The organism is Pseudomonas koreensis, from assembly GCF_025447595.1.
Classification (GTDB): domain Bacteria; phylum Pseudomonadota; class Gammaproteobacteria; order Pseudomonadales; family Pseudomonadaceae; genus Aquipseudomonas; species Aquipseudomonas koreensis_H.
Genome location: NZ_JAOEJU010000005.1, coordinates 182,498 through 205,227 on the forward strand (window position 1 = coordinate 182,498; position 22,730 = coordinate 205,227).

Below are 22,730 nucleotides of genomic sequence, written 5' to 3' on the forward strand. Positions count from 1 at the left end.
CCGATTGATTGGTAGGACTTAAGTTTTTCGCTGTGACAGCCGACGCCATCGCGGGCAAGCCCGCTCCCACAGGGTTAGCGTTGGACATCAGTTTTGTGATCGGCGTTAACCACTGTGGGAGCGGGCTTGCCCGCGAAGGCGTACTCAAGAGCGCAAAAAGCCTCAGGGCTGTAAGTTGATGGTGAGTGCGCTGATGGCTTCATCAACCGTCCAAAACTCCCGATCAACCCTCGCCAACTCCGGCCGCTTCAACACCATCACCGGCACCCCAAGCTCCCGCGCCACTTCCAGCTTCGGCTCGGTTGCGGTGCTGCCGCTGTTCTTGCTGATCAGCACGTCGATCTGCCGGCGTTCGAACAGCGCCCGCTCATCTTCCAGTAGAAACGGCCCACGGGCGCCGATGACTTCGCAGCGTTCGTTGCCGGGGTAGACGTCGAGGGCGCGCAGGGTCCAGAACTGGTGCGCAGGGATTTCGTCGAGGTGTTGCAGCGGTTCGCGGCCAAGGGTGAACAGTGGGCGGCGGAAGGGTTCGAGGGCGGTGATCAGTTCGGCCCAGTCGGCGACTTCGCGCCAGTCATCGCCCGGCTGTGGTTGCCACGCCGGGCGGCGCAGGGCCCAGCAGGGGATGCCGGTGAGTTGCGCAGCGGTGGCGGCGTTCTGGCTGATCTGTGCGGCGTAAGGATGGGTCGCGTCGAGCAAAAGTGTGATGCCTTCGTCACGAATGAACTGCGCCAGACCTTCGGCGCCACCGTAGCCGCCGACGCGCACCTGACACGTCAGATCGGTCGGCACCCGGCCGACGCCGGCCAGGCTGTAAATGTGTTCCGGTCCCAAAGTGCGCGCGATGGCCAGCGCTTCAGTCACGCCGCCCAGCAACAGAATCCGTTTCATACAAAAGCTCCCGCATGGCCAACGATGCCGCCCTGACGATCAATCGCAAACACCTCGACCTGCACCTGCACCGGCACTACGCTGCGGGCGAACTCCAGCGCGTGGCGGCAAACTTCATCACCGAGGGCGACACCCGCCGCGCTGGCCATCGCCAATGCCTGCTGACTGGTGTTCGCCCCGCGGATGGCTTGCTGCAACGCATCGTCGGCGCCAATCGCCGCTGCCCATTCGGCCAGTTGCGGCAGGTCGATGCTCGAATGGCGCGAGTGCAAGTCCATGTGTCCGGCCGCCAGTTTGCTGATCTTGCCGAAGCCACCGCACAGGCTGAGTTTATCCACAGGCACTTTGCGCAGGTGCTTGAGCACGGCGCCGACGAAGTCGCCCATTTCGATCAGGGCGATTTCCGGCAGGTTGTAGACCCGGCGCATGGTGTCTTCGCTGGCGTTGCCGGTGCAGGCGGCGATGTGCAGGTAGCCGTTGGTTTTCGCCACGTCGATGCCTTGATGAATCGAGGCGATGTACGCCGCGCAGGAAAACGGCCGGACGATGCCGCTGGTGCCGAGGATCGACAGGCCACCGAGAATGCCCAGGCGCGGGTTCATGGTTTTCAGCGCCAGGGCTTCGCCACCCTCGACGTTGACCGTCACCTCGAAGCCGCCGCGATAGCCGGTTTCTTCGGCGAGCAGCGTCAGGTGATCGCTGATCATCTTGCGCGGCACCGGGTTGATCGCCGGTTCGCCGACGCCCAGCACCAGCCCCGGGCGGGTCACTGTGCCGACGCCCTTGCCAGCAATAAAGCGGATTCCCGGCTCGTCGATCAGCTGCACGCGGGAGTAGAGCAGGGCGCCGTGAGTCACGTCCGGATCATCGCCCGCATCTTTGATCGTCCCGGCTTCAGCGCCGTCATCAGTCAGTCGACAGAACTCCAGACGCATCTGCACCTGCTTGCCCTTGGGCAACACGATTTGCACGGCGTCAGCCACCACTCCGCCGAGCAGCAGTCGGGCAGCGGCGAGGCTGGTGGCCGTGGCGCAGCTGCCGGTGGTCAGGCCGCTGCGCAGGGGCGCGGGTTGTTCGGCGGTTTCGTCACGCATCGAGGGGTTTGACCAGATCGAGCAGGGTGATCGGCAAGGCCTGGCGCCAGGTGTCGAACTCGCCCAGCGGTTGCGCCTGGGCGATGTGGATGCGGGTCAGCTCGCCGCCGTGGCGTTCGCGCCAGCTCATCAAGGTCATTTCGCTTTGCAGGGTCACGGCGTTGGCGACCAGTCGGCCACCGGGTTTGAGTTGTTCCCAGCAGGTGTCGAGCACGCCTTCGCGGGTCACGCCGCCGCCGATGAAAATCGCGTCCGGACGCTCCAGCCCGGCGAGTGCCTGCGGGGCACTGCCGCGAATCAGTTGCAGACCGGGAACGCCCAAGGCATCGCGGTTGTGTTCGATCAGTTGCTGACGACCGTCATCGGCTTCGATGGCCAGAGTGCGGCAGCTCGGGTGAGCGCGCATCCACTCGATGCCGATCGAACCGCTGCCGGCACCTACGTCCCACAACAGTTCGCCCGGCGTCGGGGCGAGGCGGGCGAGGGTGATGGCGCGCACGTCGCGTTTGGTCAGTTGGCCGTCATGCTGGAAGGCCGAGTCCGGCAGGCCGGCGAGGCGCGACAGGCGCGGTGTCTGCGGATCGCCCAGACACTCGATGGCGATCACGTTGAGGTCGGCAATGAGCGGGTCATTCCAGTCGTTGGCGGTGCCATCGATCCGGCGTTCAGCGTTGCCGCCCAGATGTTCCAGCACACTCAGGCGACTGGCGCCGAATCCACGCTCGCGCAGCAATGCCGCAACCGCTGCCGGGCTTTGTCCGTCATTGCTCAGCAACAACAGGCGCACGCCGCTAAACAGTTGTGCGTTGAGGGCCGCAAGCGGGCGAGCCACCAGCGACAACACACTGACATCCTGCAACGGCCAGCCCAGTCGGGCCGCCGCCAGCGAGCAGGACGACGGCGCCGGCAGAACCAGCATCTCGGCGTCCGGAACCTGACGCGCCAGGCTCGCGCCGACGCCATAGAACATCGGATCACCGCTGGCCAGCACGCACACGGCTTCACCGCGACGCTCAAGAACCGGGGCCAGGGAAAACGGGCTCGGCCACAACTGGCGTTCGCCACGGATGCACACCGGCAACAGATCCAGCTGACGCTGACCGCCGATGATCCGTGAAGCGCCCAACAAGGCGCGCCGGGCATTCTTGCCCAGGCCCTTGAAGCCGTCTTCGGCGATGCCTACAACCGTCAGCCAGGGGGTCATGCCATTCCTCATTACTTATCTATCGTCGGTGGGCGACATGATAACTCGACTTCCGCGAAATGACTGCTGCGCATTTGAATAGCCTGGAAGACATCTAATGTTTATGTTGTTTTTTCTCGGGTGGTTTCTTTGTTGATAAGTTTTGTTTGTGGTTGGCAATGAGTTTGTCAGGGGCGATTAGTTGTCCTGAGTGGTAAGTTTTTATAAGGGAATTGATAACGTATGGATATGTTTGAGAACGATATGCTGCCACAAGTCGCCGAAAGCACTGAAGAAAGCAGCTCGATTGTGGCGGGTAATGGCTTGCTCACTTTTTTTTCCGGGGTGACCCGTGAAGATGAGCGTTTTATCAAAGACAGCATGCGCTGGGCCGAGTATCAAGCCGACCAGCGAGTGAATAGAGGACAGGCTCCGGGTTTCTGGTTCGAGTATTACTCTGCATCGCTTCAACATCTTGGCTGGGAGCTGGGTGACCCGGTGCGGGTTACCGGCCGGGAGTTTGAAGGCGACTTTCTGGATGCCTGGTCAATATCGATGGAGCGACTGCTGAGTAGTGGAAGGCGACAGCAGATGAAAAAAACCTTTCAATTGCTGGAACACAATCCGGCGGGCTTTGATTTGTTTGCGGAAAGTGCCCGGGAATGGAATGACTTTGTATTCTCACCGGCCTACTACAATTATTATAAACATCTTGAAATAGTGATAAGTCATGTCGGCTTGCTCAACTCGCAGTGGGCGAAGAAGTATTTGTTCTGGGATATTGAATATTCCAGGTCGCAGCTGGAAGTCTATGCGCGGCGTTTCATGAACACGCCGAAAAACATGAACGCTCGGCGAGCAGAACTGGCAGAGCTGGTTCGCGATATGCGTCGTAATGAGTTTGCTCTGAATCAGTAAATTTGGTTTCTTGTTTGTATTGAAATAACTTGAATTCAGTGAAAGTTGCTAGTTGATTGAGTGAAAGTTAATTTGAGTGTGCGCCATGGAGGCGTTTTGATTTTTAAAGGAATGTACGAAATGAATGAAGTAATTGCTAAAAACAATGAAGTGTCTGATGAAGTCCTGTCTGCAGCTCAGCGTATTGCTTTTATGGAGGAGTGTAACCAACTCATCGCGGCGCAGCCCGTCCCTCGCTCTGCGAAGTTTTCGCTGAATGCCAGTTTGCCAATCGACAAGGATGAACTTAACGCAGCCATCATGGGCACAGGCATTGCCGGTTTTGATGAAAGTATGTCCAAGCGCAGCAAACGCATTGTGAAGAATACTTATATGTACGCCGATCTGGTTGCCTTGCTCAAATACCCTGCCGCCAGTCAGAAAGAGCAGCGTTACAACGAATTCATGCGACTGATGAAACTGGCGGGCTGGTTCGCGTTCAGTCAGCCGTACAATCGTTACCAGGCCACCTCCCAGAAACTGACCATGGACAACATTGCGCTGAACATCATCCACACCGCGGTGTCGGCGGTGGGGGGCTCGGGTGCAGCAGCCTTGAAAGTGCTCAAGGACGTGGCGGACGCCACCATGGACGCGCTGAAAGATGTCCCTGAAGCGCTGGTTCTTTTTGAGCGCAACGCCAAAAAGGCTGAGGGCGGCAACTTCTGCATGTCGAGTGCCCTGGAGGACAAGGACGGTACCATTACGATGGCCATCGCTGCCGTTCAGTACTTCGCTGCGGCGCAACCAACCAAGGTGCTGTTTGTCGAGTGGGCTACATCCAGCGTCAGCATCTACAACGGTTCGGCCACCATGTCGATGGACGAAGAAGACTACTTGATGGTCGAGCCATTGATCGTCAAGGCACTGACCGAACAGCGTGAAAAAGCGCTCAGCTATGAGTTTGGCAAGGCCTGATATTCATTGGAGCCAGAGGCACGGGCCTCTGGCTTTTTTATAAGGAGTTCTCGATGAATACAGGTATCGGTTTTAAAACCTTCATATGTGCCGGTACGGTGGTTCTGGTTGCGGAGGAGTTACTGGAGTCTGACCGGTGCGACGGTCTGGATGCGCTGCTTTACGCTCAGTTGGTCGCCTCTCACAAATGTCCTGATTTTGCTCAGGTCGATCCATGGAATCAGGCCAACAAGATCGCACTGAGAGTCACCGGTGCAATGTTGCTGGATAACCCGCAAGCCAGTCTGCCTGTACCGATGCCGGGCAGTTTTTCTCTCGCCGAATTGGCTCGGAGGATTTTTCAACAGTGGGTCCCTGCTGCGACCGATGAAGTCGTGGATCTCAGCCTGGATTCGCTGTCGAGCAAGGCATCGCCGACACCGGCAATGGAGGTTTTGCTCGAGAACGCCCTGCACAAAGGCAGGTGGGTCCGGTTCGGCTTCAGTCTTCTGTCTCGGGGCTTGAGCGTGTTGACGGTGTTCATCTCGTTCGAAGTTGATGAGGGCGTTGAAGGCAATCTTTTGTGGCATCGATTCAATACCGCAAACGTGCGGGGGAACATATCAATCGATGGCTACAGGGCGCTGATCGATCCCGAAGATTACGTCTTTTCCCGGGACAAAGTGATCGCGTTATTGGGCGAGCGGCGACAGAAGCAGATCATCGCGTCGGCCTGAGAACTGACGGCAAGCATCAGCGGCCGAGAGAGAAGATGCGACACGATCGGCTGTCCGACGGGCAGACTTTTCATGCAGTCAGGCAAAGCAGGCATAATGGCGACCTTTCGCCTACCACAACACTGCCTGTCAGCCGGTCATCCCTTGAACGAACGCCCGATGTCCAACGCCATACGCCCCTCGGCCTGTCCGGGGTTGCTGCGTATCGTCCAGGCGCTGGATGGCGGGATCTGCCGGATCAAGCTTGATGGCGGTTCGATCACGGCCGATCAGGCCGATGCGGTGGCCAGTGCCGCCGAGCGGTTTGCCGGCGGCGCGATCGAGGCGACCAACCGCGGCAACCTGCAGATCCGGGGCATCGGCGAGCAGTCCGCCGCGTTGATCGACAGCCTGCTGGCCGCCGGTCTCGGGCCGCGAACCGCAGCGGGCGACGATGTGCGCAACCTGATGCTCAGCCCCGCCGCCGGCATCGACCGGCAGATGCGCTTCGATACTCGTCCACTGGCCGGACAGATCCTCGAGACCCTGCAAAGCCATCCGCGTTTCCACGAGCTGAGCGCCAAGTTCGCCGTGCAACTGGATGGCGGTGAAGCACTGGCGATGCTCGAACATCCCCATGACCTGTGGTTGTCGGCATTCGAAGATCGCGGCGACACCCTATTGGCGTTCGGTCTGGCGGGTTGCCCGACGGATCGACCGCTGGCTGCCGTGGCGCTTGCGGACGGGCATGCGCTGGTGGTCGCGGTGCTGGAGTTGTTCCTCGAACTGGCCCGACCGGAGCAGACGCGAATGCGCCATCTGCTGGATGAATGCCCGGCGCCGGTGTTCCTGGAAAAACTCGGTCAGCGGATCAACCTGAAAGCCGCTGCTGATTGGCAGCGCGAAGCCGGACCGGAAGGTTTGCACCTCGGCATCCATCCTCAGCAATCGATTGGTCAGGTCTATGTCGGTGCCGCCCCGGCGCTCGGCCGCCTCGATCCGGACATGCTGCGTGGCTCCGCACAATTGGCCAGAACTTTCGGTGATGGCAGCCTGCGTTTCACCCCATGGCAAAGTCTGCTGTTGCCCAATGTTCGGGAAGCGGATGCGGCTCAAGTGCTCGACGAATTGAGCAAGCTGAACCTGCTGACCCACTTCGAAGATCCTTTGGCGCACCTGATCGCCTGCACCGGCGCCAACGGCTGCGGCAAAGGCCTGGCCGACACCAAACACGATGCCCGCCTGCTGGCTAAGCTGTTGCCACACGCCATGGATGTGCACCTGTCCGGCTGCCCGCGATCATGCGCCGCCGCACACCGGTCAGCCGTCACTCTGCTGGCGGTCGGCCCCGGTCACTACGATCTCTATTTTCGCGATGCAGCGCTGCCGGGTTTCGGCGCGCTGCACGCCCACAACCTTACTATCGAAGCGGCCGCGACCCTGCTCGCCGCCCGCTCACGGAGCCCCCTTGATGCTTGATTACATCCGCGACGGTCAGGAGATCTATCGCAACTCCTTCGCGATCATTCGCAGCGAGGCCAACCTCTCGCGCATCCCGGCCGATCTGGAAAAACTCGCCGTGCGGGTGATCCACGCCTGCGGCATGGTCGAGGCCATCGACGGGCTGCAATTCTCCGAGGGCGCCGGCAAGGCCGGGCGCGATGCGCTGGCCGCCGGCGCACCGATCCTGTGCGATGCGCGGATGGTTTCCGAGGGCGTGACCCGTGCGCGCCTGCCGGCCAACAACCAAGTGATCTGCACCCTGCGCGACGATAGCGTGCCAGAGCTTGCGCGTGAGTTGGGCAACACCCGCTCGGCAGCGGCGCTGGAACTGTGGCGCCCGCATCTGGAAGGCAGCGTGGTGGTGATCGGCAACGCGCCGACCGCGCTGTTCTATCTGCTGGAAATGCTCGACGCCGGTGCCCCGAAACCGGCGCTGATCCTCGGCTTCCCGGTGGGCTTCGTCGGCGCTGCCGAATCCAAGGCCGAGCTGGCCGCCAATAGCCGTGGCGTGCCGTTCGTGATCATGCAGGGTCGCCTCGGCGGCAGCGCCATGGCCGCCGCTGCGGTCAATGCCCTCGCCACGGAGATCGAATGATGCAGGCTCAAGGACGTTTGATTGGCCTGGGCGTCGGCCCCGGTGATCCGGAACTGATTACCGTCAAGGCCCTGCGCCTGCTGCGCGAGTCGCCGGTGGTGGCGTACTTCGTGGCCAAGGGCAAGAAGGGCAACGCGTTCGGCATCATCGAAGCGCACTTGCAGGACGCACAGAACCTGCTGCCGCTGGTGTACCCGGTGACCACCGAAGTGCTGCCGGCGCCGCTGTCCTACGAACAGGTGATCAGCGATTTCTACGATGACGCGGCAGAGGACGTGGCCGCGCATCTGGATGCCGGTCGCGACGTGGCGGTGATCTGCGAGGGTGATCCGTTCTTCTACGGTTCCTACATGTACCTGCATGATCGCCTCGCCAGCCGTTACGAAGCCGAAGTGGTGCCGGGCGTTTGCTCGATGCTTGGTGGCGCTTCGGTCCTGGGGGCGCCGCTGGTGTATCGCAATCAGAGCCTGTCGGTGCTGTCCGGCGTGCTGCCTCATGACGAGCTCAAGCGCCGTCTGGCGGATGCCGACGCAGCGGTGATCATGAAGCTGGGGCGCAACTTCCCGAAAGTGCGCGACGTGTTGGCAGAACTGGGCCTGGCCGGGCGTGCGCTGTACGTTGAGCGCGCGACCATGGCCAATCAGAAGATCGTGCCGCTGGATGAGGTCGAGCCGATGTCGTCGCCGTACTTCTCGCTGATCATTGTGCCCGGCGAACGGTGGCAAGGCTGATGACTCATTCCACACCGGCCATCGTCATTCTCGGCCAGGGCGCGCTGGCCACAGCCCGTCGTCTTCAGCAGGTCTATCCGGCCACGCAGATTCATGGACTAAAAGGGCGCGTAGAAGGCGCCGACCTGACTTACAGCGACTTCGGCGCGACCCTGCGCGAGCTGTATCAACAGGACACGCCGATCATTGCCCTGTGCGCGGCCGGCATTGTCATCCGCACGCTGGCGCCGCTGTTGCTGGAGAAGGGCGTCGAGCCTCCGGTGCTCGCCGTAGCGGAAGACGGCAGCGCCGTGGTGCCGTTGCTCGGCGGCCTCGGCGGGGTGAATGTCATGGCCCGCGAGATCGCCGCTGCACTTGAAGTGGCCGCGGCGATTACCACCAGCGGCGAGTTGCGCTTCGGCACCTGCCTGCTCAACCCGCCCGGCGGTTATGCCCTCGGTGACCTGGAGCAGGGCAAGCGCTTTGTCTCCGACTTGCTGGCCGGCCACAGCGTGCGCATCGACGGCGCTGCGCCGTGGCTTGAGCTGGCGCAACTGCCGGAAGATCCCCAGGCGCAGCGTTCGATTCATGTGGGCAGCGATGCCCGCGCGGCGAGCGCCAGTGAGTTGCTGATTTATCCGCGCAGCGTGGCGGTGGCGCTGAATGCCGATGTGGCTGACTTGCCGGGTGCGATTCGCGATGCGTTGCTGCAAGCCGGTGTGGCGATTCAATCGCTGGCCTGTCTGGTGGTGGCGGACGTTCAGATGGCCAGCCCGGCATTGCGTGAAGCAGCGCTCGAACTGGGAGTGCCGTTGCGCTTTGTCGCGCCAGCGAGTGACATCGGCGAGCTGGCTCGCGATGCAGTCCCCAACGCTCGAATCATCACAACATCCCGAGACATTGCCATCGCCGTGGCCGAACAGCCACTGGATGTTTCTCAGGTCGGTCGCCCGCGCGGGCGTCTGGCCGTCATCGGCCTCGGCCCAGGTGCGGTAGAGCTGATGGTGCCGGCGGTGAAAGCCGAACTGGCTCGCGCCACCGATGTTCTGGGTTATGAAACCTATGTGCGCATGGCCGGCCCGTTCCGCGACGATCAGGTGCAGCATTGCACCGACAATCGCGAAGAAATGCAGCGCGCTCGCCATGCCTTCAGACTGGCCGCTCAGGGTCGTTCGGTGATCGTCGTTTCGTCCGGTGATCCGGGTGTATTCGCCATGGCGGCGGCCGTGCTCGAAGCGTTGCACGAGTCGACGGATCCGGCGTGGCACAGCGTCGATCTGGAAATCCTGCCGGGTGTTTCGGCGTCGCTCGCCACTGCCGCTCAGGCCGGTGCGCCGCTGGGGCACGACTTCTGCGTGATGTCGCTGTCGGACAACCTCAAGCCGTGGTCGATCATCGAAAAACGTCTGGATCTGGCCGCCGAAGCGGATCTGGCGCTGGCCTTCTACAACCCGATCTCTCGTGCCCGTCCGTGGCAATTGGGGCGAGCGCTGGAAATCGTCGCGCAACACCGCACACCGCAAACCCCGGTGGTGCTGGGCCGCGATATCGGTCGGCCGGGGCAGACGTTGCGCGTGACGACGTTGGGTGCGCTGACACCGGATCAGGTCGACATGCGCACGATGGTGCTGATCGGTTCGTCCACCACCTGCACCTTCCCTCGTGTGCAAGGCGGGGAGTGGGTATATACGCCGCGCTGGTACGGGGAAAAACCGGTCGGATGAAAGCGCTGTCGTAACCCGTTGTTGTTTCTCTCCATGGATGTCAATAGCAAGGCCGCGAATGAAAGTTCGCGGCCTTGTCTGTTTCTGCGTGGTGTGTTTTCGGGGTCGTATTTAATGGTTGTAAAAAATATTGATTTTATGTTGTTGGATGTTTTTCTGACATTGTTTGAATTTCTTAATGTTTGTTTGTGAAGTTGTTTTGTACTAGTTTCGCCTTCGAAGGTTTATTGGTTTTCACTGTTTTCAATTGTCATGGGGAAGTTTCTCTTTTGGCTGGCTTTTTGTGCGCGCTTGTTTTTTTTGTGAGTATGTAATTTAACGTTTCGAGGAGTTTGGTTCATGCAAGAGGCAAAAGTTAATGCTGCTGATGGTGGATATGTGAAGTTTGTCAATTTGTTCAAGTTGGCAGACCTTGAACAGGCATTGTTGCCGTACAAGAACACCCGACAATATGATGCCGTTTTCCGTTATTACTTTGCCTGCATCGGTTTGCTCGATTCACCGCGGCTGCAGCATCCGCTGGCGCTGTTCAGACAGGCGTTGGGAGCGATGGGTCAGCGTCGTGCGCGTCGCGAAGCAGAGCAGGATATTGCGCCGAGCCCCGATAAAGAGGCAGCTCCCGGTCTGACGCAAATCCTTGGACGAGTGGACGCTTTCGAAGCGCGGCTGCTTTACGGCATCGAACTGATGAAAGTACCGGCGACGCAAGTGCCGAAGATACTGCACTTCGTCTGGCTCGGTGGTGGGATCGGCGAGATTCAGCGTGATTACATCAATGTCTGGAAACAGGTGCTGGCCGGTCAGGGATACCGGATCAATGTCTGGTATGACAGCGACGCGTTGCTGGCCTGGCAGGCCAATCGTCTGGTGGTTGAGGCGGCCAAGGTGGACGCCATGAAGCACGGAGGCGTCGACAGCACCTCTGACCAAATATTGGGCGAAATGTATGTAGCCCGCGCTATCGCCTTGAAGCAGCAGATGAGCGAACACATCAGTGCGGCAGTGGCGAGAAGCGAGTCTGCCGATGAGGCAAGGTTGCAATTGTTGAGCCGTGCCTATGGGCAGAACCCTCATGATCTGCGGATCTTGAAAGCAAAGAACCGGGCAAGTATCGATGCGCTGGCCGGCGGTGACGTTCGTGTACGCGATCTCGACGGCTCGGAACTATCTTTGAAGTTGCAGGATATTTACCAGCGGGAACTGCGCATGCGAGGAAACTTTGCTGCGGCGTCGGATATTGTAAGGGCAGAAGTCTTGCATTTTGAGGGTGGCAGTTATAGCGATGTGGACAACTTGCCGCCTTTGCTGAAGGAAATCGCAGGTGTCGATATCAGCGGTTTTGGTGAGGATGCACGACTCGGTGTTTTGCAGTTGATACTGGATCAAAATCCCGACTGGATGCCAGGCCGACAAGCGTTGCGGGCGCGATACAGAGACAAGCTCTTGCAAATACCCGAAGAGCATCGCACGGCACTGCAAGCGTTTGCCAAAAGCCGACCGCTTTTGACCCAGGTGTTTCAGCCACCCCAGGACCTGCTTGTCCGGCCCTACGCTTTGCGCGCGGTGGCAAAGGGAAACACGATCAGCAATGCCTACATGATGGCTCATGCCGGCTCGGCGGTACTTGAGTCCGTGCTCAAGCGCTTCCGGTTCAACTATGAGCTGATCGATGACACCGCTCGATTGGCGACTGACAGAGGTATCAGTCTTCAAGCGCATGAAGCCATGGATACACTGGCTGGCGAAGTGCTGGAAACGACTTACGGGCCTTTGTTTGAGTTGCCCGGTATGGAAGCCATCTTCGCGTCTTATCTGGCGAATGCCGCAGCCGGATATCACAACGAAGGTATCCGGCCAAAAAATGAAGGGACGATCTATTTGACCGGACCGGTCGCGATCAAGGATGGCACCGGCGATTTCGAAAAGGCATTTTTAACACCCGAGGGCGCACGGGCGTCACGGCGGGAAATGGCTATCGCACCATTGCAGACGGTCAATCAGCTCACTGAAGAGGAACTGGATCACTCCTGGAAAGAAAACGAAACGGATCCTCAGAAGTGGCTTGAGACTGAGCAGCAGCGCTGGCGCGACGGCCAATACAAGGCCCGTTACGCAGGCAATGTCACTGAGTTGCTCAAGCAGACGACCGTTGAGTTCGAACTCGGCTGGCCACTGATCGAAGGGCGCCATGTCCTGAATGCCGAGCTGTTGCAGCGTCTGGCCGAGCGCCTCGGCGAACCGTTTACCCAGGCGATGATGAGCGGCCACGACGGCCCGGTCGTGTTCGCTGAAAGGTTGCCGCTGAGCTTCGATGATCGTCAGGCCATCCGCAATCAGGACACGCGCCTGCGACCGCCGGCATTCCCTAAAAATCAGCTCGCGCAAAATCTTGGGCTGGATGAAATCTTGATCGGTCTTGGTGCCGGCTCCTGGCAACTTGAGCAGCTCAACCCTTTGCAGCGTTTGGCGCTTGGAGCATTGCTGGGCGTCGAGTCACTGGACAGTCAGAGCTTTTCCACCCTGAGCAGTGCGCTGGACAATCTGGTCAACAGTGTCAGCGAGCGCGGGACGTCCGGGCGTTATGCGGTGATCGAACGGCATCTCTATCAGCGTCGGACGCCAGCGTTCATGGCGGGGATGGCGAGTGTCGAGGATGGTTTGTGGGCGAGCCCGGTCACCGCATTGAGCCTGAAGAAAAGTGCGCTGGCCAACGCTGTGACGCTGTTTGACTGGGGGCGTCGGGTGGCGCAGATCCAGCGGCTCGCCATTCAGGAACACCGCGAAAAGGTACAGGAACGGGTGGAGCAGGTGCTCAATCAATTCGAAGCCGGCACCGCCAAAATGGTACCTCAGGATCTGTTGATGCACGGGCCGGGTGATACCGCAGCCGGGCGCTGTTTTCCGCTGGCGTTGGCGATGAGTGCTGCCCTCACGCGGGGCGAGGCAGCGACCCGCCAGTTACGCGAGCGTTTTTTCCTCGCGGTACTTGAGCCGCAGCAACCTGACTCGGCTGCGTTTCTCGGTGCACTGGAAGAAATGCGTGGCGTGAACGCCGCAGAGGTGGGTACGGCGCTGGGGCGGCTCGATCTGGACAAGGTGGTCGCGAGCCTCGAGGACTCCGCCGGCCCCCGAACCCTGATGCTCAACTCGGACAACCACTCGATGCTGGTCGCTCGAACCGTAAACGGGGCAGCAAGCGTTTATCACTTCTACGATCCGAACTTCGGTCTGTTCGAGTTCGACAGCCCCGGGATTTTCACAATGGCCCTGAAGCAATTCTTCAAGGACACGGACATGGCTCGGCATTACGCCGTGTTTGGCAACGCTGGCAGGCCGCAGTTCGATCTGATCGATGTTCAGGGTGAACAAGTGGCGGCTCTGGCCCTGTCGAGCGGCTTCAAGGTGGCCGGGTTGCTCAGGGATGAGCCGCTGCCCGACAAACCGTTCAGGTCCGTTCGTCAGCGTGTCAACAGTGCTCACGGGCGATCGCTGATGGAAAATTCGCACCTGGGCAGTGCACTGCTGTCGGCAGACAATGATTGGTGGGCGGAGCAGATTGCCGATGCGACTTCGCGCTTGCGGGAGGGTCATGACTCGGCGAAACCGCTGGTGCCGTTATTCGACTCGCTGGAGGTGACGCCCCAGGGTGGCTATCAGGTGGGCATGATCGACCCGCAGAGTGGCAACCTGGTAGTCAATGTCACCAGCCAGGATGGCCGCCTGCTGCGAATCAGGAACTACCTGACGGAGCTGTTCTTGACCTTGGGACGCAAGCGTGAAGGCAGTGTGGATCCGACCGATGCAGTCGCAGTGCACACACTCAATGCCGGGTTCGCGGTGCAGGCGCTGATGAATGCGTTGCGCGGGCGTGAAGGCGAAGACCGTACATTGACCACTGCGGTGCAGTGGCATGCTTACGTCAACTATGCGCAGCTGGTGCATGGCAATGCGGTCGATGTCGCAGGACTGGTCCGCCTGGTGCAAACCGCGTTGCGCGATGAAAAACTGATTGCACGGACCAGTTCGAAGGTGGTCGGTGAAGCCCTCGAGCCGTTGACCGGCAGAGCGCTCGGCGCTGTGGCCGGGCACGTGGCCAACGAGGGTGTGGGGGCCGTGCTGGGGCTGGCCAATGTCGGCTTTGATATTTATCAGTTGGCGAATGCCCGTAATGACGTCGAGATTGCCACTTTCGCGACTCAGCTCACCTTTGACGCCAGCAGTCTGGCCCTGGCCGGCGCCGGACTTGGCGCCGCACTCGCCGGTGCGGGAACGGCAGCCGGGGTGCTGGGAGGTGCCGGAGTGATTCTGGGAGGGCTGGCGGTCGGTGTGACTGCATTGGCGCAGAACTTTGCAACCATCGCAGAGGAAGCGAAAGCGATCGGGCTGTTTTTCGCGGATCTGGAACAGGCACATCAGAGTTCCGGGTATCGCTACAGCGACAAGCAAAGTGCCTGGCTACCGCGACCGGCACTGATCATCAATGGTGTGGACCTGAGTACCGGCAAACTGTTGCTCGACAGCTCCCGTCTGTATCCGCTGCGCGATCATTTCGGCGTGCCGGAATTCGAGGTCGACTACTCACGGGCCATCAACCTCAGCAACGAGCTGGGCTATCCGGCGCAGATGACGTTCACTCCCCCTGCCGAACAGGCCATTGTCCTGCCGTGCACGCCGCTCACCTGCTACCGCTACGAATACCAGATCCTGCCGTTTTCATCGCAACGCCATGACAAGGGCTTCGACATCGCCAGGCGTCTGGAGAAGAAGAAAACGGATGGTCAATGGTTGTTCCTGTTTTCGTTCTACTCGTTTCCCAGCCATTACATCATTCATCGAATGTCCCCCGACTATCGGCCGACCACGATCAGCGTCACGCTCGATGGGCAGGCACGCAAACTGGTCGTTCCGGTAATCCCCAAGCCATGGCACGAGCAAATCAGCTATCGGATCCAGGGTGGAGGAGGCACCTGCACGCTGGTGCTCAACCCCGGTGTGAACGTTGAGCTGGTGTCAGTGGGCGTGCAACAGAATCGCTGGATCATCGTCGCCCCCTGGGCCGGCGAGGGGGACATTGTGTTCGGCAGGAGCGGGGAGTTCAGCGTTAAAGGCTGCCAGTTCGAGGTGAGAGCGAACATCGCGCCGGAGATACTCCTGCTGATCGAAAACGGTCGGCTCTTCAGGGTCGCCGACCGCAAATGGCATCCGCTGGATCTGCTTCAGGAACGGGCGCCCGAGGGGGTGGACGACCAGCTACTGCAGGACCATCTGCAAGCGCTGGCCCGGGCTCATCGACTGGCGCTGCGCTATACGCCAATTCACGATTACCTGATTCCGTTCGAGAGCATCACGGCGCCGCGTTACACCAACGGCTGGTACGACGCCGCGCAGGACCGGATTCTTTACATCCGCAATGATGAGGTGTTCCACGATGAGGGCAGGCTGTCGGTGGTGGTCGGTGGCTCGGCGTTTTACCATGATCCGGAATCATTCGATATCTGCCAGGTCGATGCCGGCACGGGGCTGCTCAGTCATCGTTATCGATTGATGGTGCGGTTCAAAGGTGCCAGCACGATTCGCAGCGTTGAAGCCGATGGTCATGGTGTTGTGCATGTGGTGCAGGAGTATGCCCATGAAGACGGTACGCTCGAGCGCCTCAACTACTTGATTCACGAGGGTGAGCTGTGGCTGAGCTCGGTCACCTGTGCACTTGAGCCGACATTCGAGGCATTGCTCGATAACAGCACGCCTCTGACTGACTGGGTTCCGATACTGGGTAAGTGGGCAGTACTCGAACGGGTCTCTGCCGACAAGGGGTATGCCACGGTCGACTGGCAGTTTGCGCCTTACGTTTCAATCAGCTGGAGGATTGAGGAGCGTTTCCGCGACATGGCCTGGATTCGTACCCGTGACAACCTGATTGTGCGCCCGATGCCGCATCGTCACCATGCCCGCGGCTGGCCCGATTCGATTCAGAACCTGAACGAGCTGATGCTGCTGACGCTGGCCGATGACAGCGATGTGTTTGTCATCTACAACCGGAAATTCCAGAGTCTGTGTCGGGTGCAGCGGACCCTGGCACAGGAACAGAGCCAATGGTCGCACCGCTGGGTGCAGCCTGAACGTTTGACGCAGGTCACGACCGAGCACAAGGGTTATCAGGCGCGGACAGAGGATGGATTGACGTTCGAAATCGGTATTGACGGTGAAGTGCGCTTTGCCGGGCTGGCCGAGCCATGGCTCGAGGGGCGAGAGCAATGGTGGCAGGCGCTTGGAGGTGTTGCCCGGCAATACACCGTTGAGCAATTCCCGATTTTCGGTGTTGCCAATGCGCAGGGCGATGCGCGTTTGCACGCGTGGTACGTGGACGACCGTTTGTTACTGTGTGACGCGCAGCAGACGCAGGTCCGGTTGCTCGGCATGACACCGGACAATCAGTCGGTGTGGCTGTTCGAACCCGAGACCGGCGAGGTCTGGCGCCAGGCGTTTATCGATAAAAAGCAACTCGACCAGGCGTTCGGAAAGGGCACGCAATTATTGCAGGCATCATTGCTTCCCAAACCGGAGCGACAGTGGACTGCACAGCGTTATGTCGATGTGCAGGTCGCGGGGGCCGGGCTGGTGGGTACGACGCAGGAGGGAGTGGTGGTGCAACTGGAGCATCAGGAACCTCCACTGATTACGGGTGTGCAGCACGAATGGCTGGCAGCCCATGGCGACAATCCGATCGGCAACTTGCAGGCCTTGCTGGCGAACGAGGCGCATCGTCCATTCCTTTCCGTCGCCGCGCAAGATTCCAGTGTTCAGTGGTACATCGCCGACAGCGCACGGCTGATCCAGATTCCCGCTGCCGACCTGCCGGAGGATTTCGAGCTGCTCGGAATCCGTCGCCGCACGAATGTTCTGCTCCATGAGCCGCAGGAACGAGTCGTTCGGAGCTACCCGAGCCGGCGCCAGATCAAGCCGCTGGATTATGTCCGGCGCACGGGAGAAGTGCTGGTGCTCGAAGGGCGCCTGGATGCCTACGATCTACTGCCACTGGTTCCGGACGATGTACGTACACTTGTTCTGCGGGTGGGGCGCGGTTCGATGAAGTGGCACCTGTCCGAGGCGCTCATGCGCAAGCTCGACCTGATGGTGATCGACTGTCGTTATCCGCTGGGAGACCGTCCACTGGTCATGAGCCGGTTGATCTGGACTCCGGTCGACTCGCAAAAGCTTGAGGTGGCGATGGTCGACGATCACCTGGTGATCATCGTCCCCGACAGCGAACACTGTGTGCTGGTGCGGAATGCAGGAGTGAGTGATCCGCTGTTGCGCGGTGATGCCATGCTTGAGGTCAGGGGGCTGAGCCCGTGCCAAGTGTCGAAGCTGGTGCGCTGGCTAAGGGGGCGCAAGGAGGACGCCGACGGCGTGACGTTGAAAGCGCTCATCGATCAGGCAAACGCACAGAAAACCGTCGAGCCCGCCGATTGAAGTATGACGGGCAGTGACGGAAAAAGACCGCCGACGTTGCCGTCGGCGGTCTTTTCGTTTCCGGGTTCAAGGTACCAGGTAGCCTTTGACTCCGGTGAAGATGATCTGCGCTGCCAGTGCACACACGAAAAGGCCCATCAGGCGGCTGACAATCTGCAGACCCTGATCGCCGAGGATCCGCTCGATACGGTTCGACAAGTAAAGCACCACCCCGACCGTGACACTGGCCAGAGCGATACTCATGATCGCGATCAGCTTGTCATCCCAGTGCGGCTGGCTGACGCCCATCACCAGCAATGCACCGATGGTGCCGGGGCCGACAGTCAGCGGGATGGTCAACGGGACGATGGTTACGTCCTGCTGCACATTATCGGCCTGCACTGCCGGCTTGCCTTGGGCCATGCCCAGTGCCGAGATGAACAGCACGCTACCGGCCCCGATGCGGAAGGCATCCACGGTGATGCCGAACACGTCGAAGATCACCCGCCCGAACAGATACAGCAATACGCTCGATACCAGGGTGGCGATCGCCACTTTCCAGGCCAGGCGCCGTTGTTCCTTGCGCGAATAACCCCGGGTCAGGCTGATGAAGCAGGACAACACGAAGAACGGGCTGTAGAGCACCAGCATCTTCAGGTAAACACTGAATAACACGTGGAGCATGGCGCGGGCTCGCTGGTGGGGAAAGACGGGGGGAGTCTAACAGGCGCTATCGTGTCTGTCGGCTCACGACGGTTGCGTCGTCGCACGGTTCTGCTGATCACGCTGGGCCACCCAGTGTTCGATCAGCTCGCGCAGCTGCGACAGCTCCACCGGTTTGGCCATGTGCCCGTCCATCCCGGCCTGACGCGCGCGTTCCTTGTGTTCGGCAAGGATGTGCGCAGTCAGCGCCACGATCGGCGTGCGGATGCGCTGGTTGCCGACCTCCCAGGCCCGCAGTTGCTGGGTCGCTGAGAAACCGTCGAGGATCGGCATTTCGCAATCCATCAATACCAGGTCGTAGCGCTGGGCTTTCATCGCCTGCAAGGCTTCTTCGCCATTGCTGGCGGTGTCCGGTTGCAGATTGAGTTTGCCGAGCATGCCACGAATGACTTTGGTGGAAATTGTGTTGTCTTCGGCCACCAGAATGCGGAAGTCACTCGGCACCTTGACCGGTGTGGCAGGACTCGCGACCTGCGGCTGGAACACCACCTGGCCACGGTTGCGCTGGTTCAGCTCGTCGGCGAGCGTGGTCTTGAGGGTATAGCCGGCCACCGGTTTGGCCAGGATGCGCTTGATCCCCGAGTTGCGCGCGATGATCTTGCTCGGCGCATTGCTGATGCCGGTGAGCATGATCAGCAGGATGTCGTGGTTCAGGCTCGGGTCTTCCTTGATTTTGGCCGCCAGTTGCATGCCGGTCATGCCGGGCATGTTCTGGTCCAGCAGGACCACGTCGAAATAATCGCGCAGGTGCGCCTTGGTGCGCAGCAGGGCCAGCGCTTCCTTGCCGGATGGCACGGCACTTACATTCAGACCCCACGCGCTGCATTGCTGCACCAGCACTTTGCGGCAAGTGTCGTTGTCGTCGACCACCAGCACCCGCGCGCCTTGCAGCGGACTGTCGAGATCTGAAGTCGGATGTTCCAGCCGATCCGGATCCAGCGGCAGTGTCAGCCACAACGTGCTGCCCTGAGTGGCGCCACTCTTGATGCCGAACTCGCCTTGCATCAAACGGATCAGTTGCCGGGCGATCACCAGCCCGAGGTTGCCGCCCAGGCGGTTGGCCGACAGGAAGTGCTTGCTGTGCAACTCGGCATGCATCAGCGCGTCGCGTTCTTCCTGATCCATCGGCTGGCCGCTGTCCTGTACGGCAATGCGCAGGCGTGGCCCGGCGCTGCGTTCGTCGAGGGCGACCACTACCAGCACTTCGCCTTCTTCGGTTTTTTTCAGGGCGTTTTCCAGCAGGCTCAGCAGTGTCTGGCGCAGGCGTGTCGGATCGCCGCTGATGACCCGTGGCACTTGCGGCTGGATGAAGCTGATCAGTTCGACGTTCTGCTGTTCGGCCTTGGCGCGGTAGATGCTCAGGCAATCGTCGATCAGCGCATTGAGGTCGAACTGCACATCGTCCAGTTCGATCTGCCCGGACTCGAGCCGCGAGATGTCGAGGATCTCGTTGATCAGGGTCAGCAGCTCGTTGCCGGCGCTGTGGATGGTTTGCACATAGTCGCGCTGTTTGACCGACAGCGGCGTGCCGAGCAGCAGTTCGGTCATGCCCAGTACGCCGTTCATCGGCGTGCGTATTTCGTGGCTGATCTTGGCCAGGAATTCGGCCTTGGCGTTGATCTCGGCGTTGCTTGCAGCGAGGTCGCGGCTGATATTGAAACTGCTTTCGGTGATGCTGCGCTGGCGCTCGCCCAAGGCGATGCTCATCAACAGTCCACTGACGCAGATGAAGCCCATCAGGGTCATGATCAGGCCTTGTGGTGCCACCAGGGTCAGTCCCAGCAGGGCCGGCAGGATGATCAGTGTGCCAATGTTGAATACCACCATGGCGGCGACGAACAGCCGGGCAGGCCGGTAGCCTTTCTGCCAGTGGTGGAAACCGACCAGCAGCATGCTCAGCCCGGCCAGGGCCACTAGTGCATAAGTGATGATGTTCAGCGGCAGGGTGTTGACGAACAACAGCAACAGGCTGCAGATCACGATGAACAGGATGTCGCCGATCAGCAGCTTGTTCAGCGGATGTGGGCCGAGGGGGGCGAAGAAGCGGTAGGCGAACATCAATCCGGCGGGCGCTGTAAGCAGCAGGGCCAGATAGGCGCCCGGCGTCTGGATCGCATGCCAGTTCGGCAGCCAGGGGCCGGCGAGGTTCAAGAGCAGCAACAGACTCAGGCTCAGCAGGGCTTCGCACACTGCCAGCCACAAGCTGCTGCGTGAACGGGTGTAGGCGTAGCGGATCAGGTTGTGCAGGATCAGCATCGCCAGACAGCCGAACAGCAGACCGTAGATCAGCGTCTGGTTGTGATTGGCCGCGGCCATCACCGCCGATTGCAGGGTGATGTACGGGCGCAACTGGTGATCGGAGACCAGTCGCAGGTAGACGTCGAGGGGCTTGTCACTTTGCGGTAACGGCAGCATGAAGTCGCTGCTCGGCAGCGGCCGCTCCACCTGGGGCTGGGTGGTGCCGGTGTCGCGTTGCTCGATCAGGCGATCGCCGTCGAGGACATACAGATTGAGGTGCGACAGGTCGGGGGCGAAGATCCGCAGCACTTGTTCGTGCTTGCCGGGCGCCAGCCTGAAGCGCAGCCACAAGGCGCCATCGGGTTCGGCCGCGGTGAGGCGGTCAAGCTCGATAGGGCTGAATTGATTGGTGTAGCGGGCGGAGCGGATGTCGCTCAGCTGGAGGTTGCCCTGATCGTCAAGCAAAACCGACCAGCCACTGCCTTGCGCGGCCAGGGCCGGGAGCATGCAGAGCAAGGTCAACAGCGTGACGGTGAAGCCTATGGCAATCCTGAGCCAGCGCACGGCGAAATCCCTTCGTAGGTTGATGCCAGAATATAACGATGCGCAGCGTCGGAACAGTCCGGCAAGGGCGATGAGCCCCTGCCGGAAACACAGCGTAGCTTATTACTGAGACTCACCGCGTTCACGGGCAATGGCGCGGTAGCCAATGTCGGTGCGGTAGAAGCAGCCTTCCCAGTCGATGGCCTTGGCCAGTTTGTAGGCCTGCTCCTGGGCGGCGCCGACGCTGGCGCCCATGGCGGTGGCGCAAAGCACCCGACCACCGGCCGTCACGACGTTGCCGTCCTTGAGCGCAGTACCGGCGTGGAAGACCTTGCCTTCCAGTGCGGCGGCTGCGTCCAGACCGTTGATCGGCGCGCCCTTGGCGTAGTCGCCCGGGTAACCGCCGGCGGCCAGCACGATGCCGACGCTCGGGCGTGGATCCCACTGCGCTTCAACCTTGTCCAGCGCCTGAGCCAGTGCCGCTTCGACCAGCAGCACCAGGCTCGATTGCAGACGCAGCATCACCGGTTGGGTTTCCGGGTCGCCGAAACGGCAGTTGAACTCGATGACCTTCGGATTGCCGGCCTTGTCGATCATCAGACCGGCGTACAGGAAGCCGGTGTAGACGTTGCCTTCGTCGGCCATGCCGCGCACGGTCGGCCAGATCACCTGGTCCATCACGCGCTGGTGCACGTCGGCGGTGACAACCGGAGCCGGGGAGTAAGCACCCATGCCGCCGGTGTTCGGGCCGCTGTCGCCGTCGCCGACGCGTTTGTGGTCCTGGCTGGTGGCCATCGGCAGAACGTTCTTGCCGTCGACCATGACGATGAAGCTGGCTTCTTCGCCGTCGAGGAATTCTTCGATGACGACACGCGAACCGGCGTCGCCAAATGAATTGCCGGCGAGCATGTCGCGCACGGCATCTTCGGCTTCGGCCAGGGTCATGGCAACGATCACGCCTTTACCGGCGGCCAGGCCGTCGGCCTTGATCACGATCGGTGCGCCTTTTTCACGCAGATAAGCCAGGGCCGGCTCGATCTCGGTGAAGTTCTGGTAGTCGGCGGTCGGGATCTTGTGGCGTGCCAGGAAATCCTTGGTGAAGGCTTTCGAGCCTTCCAGCTGCGCGGCGCCAGCGGTCGGACCGAAGCAATCCAGGCCGCGGGAGCGGAACAGGTCGACAACGCCGGCAACCAATGGCACTTCCGGACCGACGATGGTCAGGGAAACGTTTTTCTCGGCGAAGTCGGCGAGCTGCTCAAGGGCCAGCACGTCGATGGCGACGTTTTCGCACTTGGCTTCAATCGCGGTACCGGCGTTACCCGGCGCGACGAAAACTTTCTGCACTCGCGGATCCTGAGCCACTTTCCAGGCCAGGGCGTGTTCGCGGCCACCGCTGCCAATGATCAAAACATTCATTTCAAAAACCTCGGATGACGCTAATTCTGTTGAGCGCCGCAGGGGCGCTTTTCTGTGGGAGCGAGCTTGCTCGCGAAAGCGGATTCTC

At 60.6% G+C, this 22,730-nt stretch carries 14 protein-coding genes; 8 read left to right on the forward strand and 6 right to left on the reverse strand.

The genetic code is table 11. The annotated features are described in order from the left end of the window. Nucleotides 1–162: 162 nt before the first annotated feature. The 3 genes from N8H71_RS09580 to cbiE are packed head-to-tail and all read right to left on the reverse strand — an operon-like array spanning nucleotide 163 to nucleotide 3,189. Nucleotides 163–891, reverse strand: a complete 729-nt coding sequence (locus tag N8H71_RS09580) for a cobalt-precorrin-6A reductase (RefSeq protein ID WP_262193790.1) — start codon at nucleotides 889–891, stop codon at nucleotides 163–165. After that, a complete protein-coding gene (locus N8H71_RS09585; RefSeq protein WP_262193791.1) occupies nucleotides 888–1,985 on the reverse strand; it encodes a cobalt-precorrin-5B (C(1))-methyltransferase in 1,098 nt (365 codons plus the stop codon). Before N8H71_RS09585 ends, N8H71_RS09580 begins: the two co-directional genes overlap by 4 nt. Beyond that, a complete protein-coding gene (gene cbiE, locus N8H71_RS09590; protein WP_262193792.1) occupies nucleotides 1,978–3,189 on the reverse strand; it encodes a precorrin-6y C5,15-methyltransferase (decarboxylating) subunit CbiE in 1,212 nt (403 codons plus the stop codon). The genes N8H71_RS09585 and cbiE overlap by 8 nt, the downstream gene beginning before the upstream one ends. 222 nt (nucleotides 3,190–3,411) lie before the next feature. Here cbiE and N8H71_RS09595 point away from each other — a divergent pair, with 222 nt between their 5' ends. From N8H71_RS09595 to N8H71_RS09630, 8 genes are all read left to right on the forward strand, one after another. Further along, nucleotides 3,412–4,086, forward strand: coding sequence for a hypothetical protein (locus N8H71_RS09595; protein WP_262193793.1), 675 nt, complete (start codon nucleotides 3,412–3,414; stop codon nucleotides 4,084–4,086). Between the two features lie 120 nt (nucleotides 4,087–4,206). Continuing rightward, nucleotides 4,207–5,043: a hypothetical protein gene (locus N8H71_RS09600; protein ID WP_262193794.1), complete on the forward strand. Its 837-nt coding sequence runs from the start codon at nucleotides 4,207–4,209 to the stop codon at nucleotides 5,041–5,043. Between the two features lie 53 nt (nucleotides 5,044–5,096). Then, the gene (locus N8H71_RS09605) at nucleotides 5,097–5,759 is read left to right on the forward strand and encodes a hypothetical protein (RefSeq protein ID WP_262193795.1); all 663 of its coding nucleotides are present in this window, start codon (nucleotides 5,097–5,099) and stop codon (nucleotides 5,757–5,759) included. A gap of 159 nt (nucleotides 5,760–5,918) precedes the next feature. Beyond that, nucleotides 5,919–7,217, forward strand: coding sequence for a precorrin-3B synthase (gene cobG / locus N8H71_RS09610; protein WP_279309566.1), 1,299 nt, complete (start codon nucleotides 5,919–5,921; stop codon nucleotides 7,215–7,217). Beyond that, entirely contained in the window at nucleotides 7,210–7,836 is a 627-nt protein-coding gene (locus N8H71_RS09615) for a precorrin-8X methylmutase (RefSeq protein ID WP_262193797.1), read from the forward strand. The genes cobG and N8H71_RS09615 overlap by 8 nt, the downstream gene beginning before the upstream one ends. Then, a complete protein-coding gene (locus N8H71_RS09620) occupies nucleotides 7,833–8,567 on the forward strand; it encodes a precorrin-2 C(20)-methyltransferase (protein WP_431768304.1) in 735 nt (244 codons plus the stop codon). Before N8H71_RS09615 ends, N8H71_RS09620 begins: the two co-directional genes overlap by 4 nt. Beyond that, nucleotides 8,567–10,270 (forward strand): precorrin-3B C(17)-methyltransferase, encoded by a 1,704-nt coding sequence (gene cobJ, locus N8H71_RS09625; protein ID WP_262193798.1) that lies wholly within the window; start codon nucleotides 8,567–8,569, stop codon nucleotides 10,268–10,270. Before N8H71_RS09620 ends, cobJ begins: the two co-directional genes overlap by 1 nt. A gap of 339 nt (nucleotides 10,271–10,609) precedes the next feature. Then, complete coding sequence (locus N8H71_RS09630; protein WP_262193799.1) at nucleotides 10,610–17,743, forward strand: TcdA/TcdB pore-forming domain-containing protein; 7,134 nt, start codon at nucleotides 10,610–10,612, stop codon at nucleotides 17,741–17,743. A gap of 66 nt (nucleotides 17,744–17,809) precedes the next feature. On the opposite strand, the gene N8H71_RS09635 is transcribed toward N8H71_RS09630, so the two are convergent. The 3 genes from N8H71_RS09635 to purD form a co-directional block, all read right to left on the reverse strand. Further along, the gene (locus tag N8H71_RS09635) at nucleotides 17,810–18,406 is read right to left on the reverse strand and encodes a MarC family protein (RefSeq protein ID WP_262193800.1); all 597 of its coding nucleotides are present in this window, start codon (nucleotides 18,404–18,406) and stop codon (nucleotides 17,810–17,812) included. A 63-nt stretch (nucleotides 18,407–18,469) separates the two neighbouring features. Beyond that, nucleotides 18,470–21,247: a hybrid sensor histidine kinase/response regulator gene (locus tag N8H71_RS09640; RefSeq protein ID WP_262193802.1), complete on the reverse strand. Its 2,778-nt coding sequence runs from the start codon at nucleotides 21,245–21,247 to the stop codon at nucleotides 18,470–18,472. 102 nt (nucleotides 21,248–21,349) lie between these two features. Next, nucleotides 21,350–22,642 carry a phosphoribosylamine--glycine ligase gene (gene purD / locus N8H71_RS09645; protein ID WP_007951030.1) on the reverse strand — a complete coding sequence of 431 codons (1,293 nt, stop codon included), beginning with the start codon at nucleotides 22,640–22,642 and terminating at the stop codon, nucleotides 21,350–21,352. Nucleotides 22,643–22,730: the final 88 nt, after the last annotated feature.